Annotated in this window: 2 protein-coding genes; both read left to right on the forward strand. The window is 64.6% G+C overall.

Annotation, left to right across the window (positions count from 1 at the left end; genetic code table 11):
- Positions 1 to 197: 197 nt before the first annotated feature.
- A complete protein-coding gene (gene leuC, locus IRZ12_RS17320; RefSeq protein WP_296471273.1) occupies positions 198 to 1,601 on the forward strand; it encodes a 3-isopropylmalate dehydratase large subunit in 1,404 nt (467 codons plus the stop codon).
- A gap of 11 nt (positions 1,602 to 1,612) precedes the next feature.
- On the forward strand, positions 1,613 to 2,275 hold the full coding sequence (gene leuD, locus IRZ12_RS17325; protein ID WP_296471275.1) for a 3-isopropylmalate dehydratase small subunit: 663 nt from the start codon (positions 1,613 to 1,615) through the stop codon (positions 2,273 to 2,275).
- The last annotated feature ends 87 nt before the right edge of the window (positions 2,276 to 2,362 follow it).

The following is a 2,362-nucleotide window of genomic DNA, read 5'->3' on the forward strand; positions in this document are numbered from 1 at the left end:
CGGTGACGCCTGGCAGCTTTCGCCTCCCGGGATCCCCTGGGCGCCCGTGGCCGGCGCCCAGGGGGGTTCATATATAATCAAGAGTTCCCTATACCCTGAGCGGGTTTTGTCGAGGCCGGTCCTCGCGCCAGGGCGGCGCCTCGAGGCACCGCCCCGAGCGGCAGTATGAGCCCGTTCAATTTTTTGGCCGGAAACTCATGCCTCAGACTCTTTACGACAAGTTGTGGGACGCCCACGTCGTCCATCAGGAAGAAGATGGTACCTGTCTGATCTACATCGATCGCCACCTGGTGCACGAAGTCACCAGCCCGCAGGCGTTCGAGGGTCTGAAGCTAGCCGGCCGCAAGGTCTGGCGCATCAGCGCCAACCTCGCCGTGGCCGACCACAACGTGCCGACGCACAACCGTGACCAAGGCATCGCCGACCCGATTTCCCGGCTGCAGGTCACCACGCTGGATGCCAACTGCCGCGACTTCGGCATCGTCGAGTTCGACATGGGCGATCGCCGGCAGGGCATCGTGCACGTGATCGGGCCGGAGCAGGGCGCCACGCTGCCCGGCATGACCGTGGTCTGCGGGGACTCGCACACCAGTACCCACGGCGCCGTGGCCGCCATGGCCTTCGGCATCGGCACCTCCGAGGTCGAGCATGCATTGGCCACGCAGACGCTGCTCGCCAAGAAGAACAAGAACATGATGGTGCGTGTCGAGGGCAAGCTGCCCGCTGGCTGCACGGCCAAGGACCTCGTGCTGCACGTGATCGGAAAGATCGGCACGGCCGGGGGCACGGGGCACGCCATCGAGTTCGCGGGCAGCACCATCCGCGACCTCTCCATCGAGGGCCGCATGACGATTTGCAACATGGCCATCGAGGCGGGTGCGCGCGTCGGGCTGGTGGCGGTGGACGAGAAAACCATCGAATACTTCCGCGGCCGTCCTTATGCGCCCAAGGGCGAGGCCTGGGACAAGGCCGTCGCGTATTGGAAGACGCTGCATTCCGACGAGGGTGCGCATTTCGACCGCGTGGTCGAGATCGATGCCTCTGAGATCGAGCCGCAGGTGACCTGGGGCACTTCTCCCGAAATGGTGCTGCCGGTGAGCGCCCGCCTGCCCGACCCGGCGCAGGAGCAGGACGAAACGCGCCGCGCGGGCATGGAACGCGCGTTCGAATACATGGGTCTGACCCCGAACATGCCGATCACCGACATCAAGATCGACAAGGTGTTCATCGGCTCGTGCACGAACTCGCGCATCGAGGACTTCCGCGCCGCCGCCGCAGTGCTGCGCGGCAAGCGCATCGCGCCCAACGTCAAGCTGGCCCTGGCCGTTCCGGGATCTGGCTTGGTCAAGGCCCAGGCCGAGCAAGAGGGCCTGGACAAGGTCTTCATCGAAGCCGGTTTCGAGTGGCGGGATCCGGGCTGCTCCATGTGCCTGGCCATGAACGACGACCGGCTGGAGCCGGGCGAGCGTTGCGCGTCCACCTCGAACCGTAATTTCGAAGGCCGGCAGGGTGCGGGCGGCCGCACGCACCTGGTCAGCCCCGCGATGGCGGCCGCGGCAGCGGTCGCAGGCCATTTCGTCGACGTCCGCAAGGTCAACTGAGGTAGAACATCATGCAAGCATTTACCACTCATGAGGGCCTGGTGGCACCGCTGGACCGCGAGAACGTCGATACGGACCAGATCATTCCCAAGCAGTTCCTGAAGTCCATCCATCGCACCGGTTTCGGCCCCAATCTTTTCGACGCCTGGCGTTACTTGGACGAAGGGCAGCCGGGCATGGACAACAGCAAGCGCCCGCTGAACCCGGAATTCGTGCTGAACAAGCCCCGCTACCAAGGTGCTTCCATCCTGCTGGCGCGCAAGAACTTCGGTTGCGGCTCCAGCCGCGAGCATGCCCCGTGGGCGCTGGAGCAATACGGCTTTCGCGCGGTAATCGCGCCGTCGTTTGCCGACATCTTCTTCAACAACTGCTTCAAGAACGGCCTGCTGCCCGTCGTGCTGTCCGAAGAAGAGGTCGATCTCCTGTTCAGCGAGGTCGAGGCCCAGGAAGGCTACAAGCTCACCATCGATCTCGAGCGCCAGGTGGTGGTGACGCCGTCGGGGCGCGAGTTCTCCTTCCGCATCGACAACTTCCGCAAATACTGCATGTTGAACGGACTGGACGAAATCGGCCTGACCCTGCGCCACGCAGACAAGATCAAGGCCTTCGAAGAGAAACGCCTGGCCGCGCATCCGTGGCTGGACGTTCCCGAGCTCCGGGGCACCGCACGTTAATGGGCCCTTGTGGGCGCGGCGGCCGGCGGGCCGGTGCGCCGCGCCGCCGGGCAGAGAATCGAGTCAGTTTTTTGGATTGAAGCATGA

Origin of the sequence: Pigmentiphaga sp. (assembly GCF_019689535.1) — a bacterium.
In the GTDB taxonomy this organism is placed as follows: domain Bacteria; phylum Pseudomonadota; class Gammaproteobacteria; order Burkholderiales; family Burkholderiaceae_B; genus Pigmentiphaga.

Excerpts from the sequence above, each read along its gene's own strand:
- leuC (WP_296471273.1), top strand. The coding sequence starts at position 198 with ATGCCTCAGACTCTTTACGACAAGTTGTGGGACGCCCACGTCGTCCAT.
- leuD (WP_296471275.1), top strand. The coding sequence starts at position 1,613 with ATGCAAGCATTTACCACTCATGAGGGCCTGGTGGCACCGCTGGACCGC.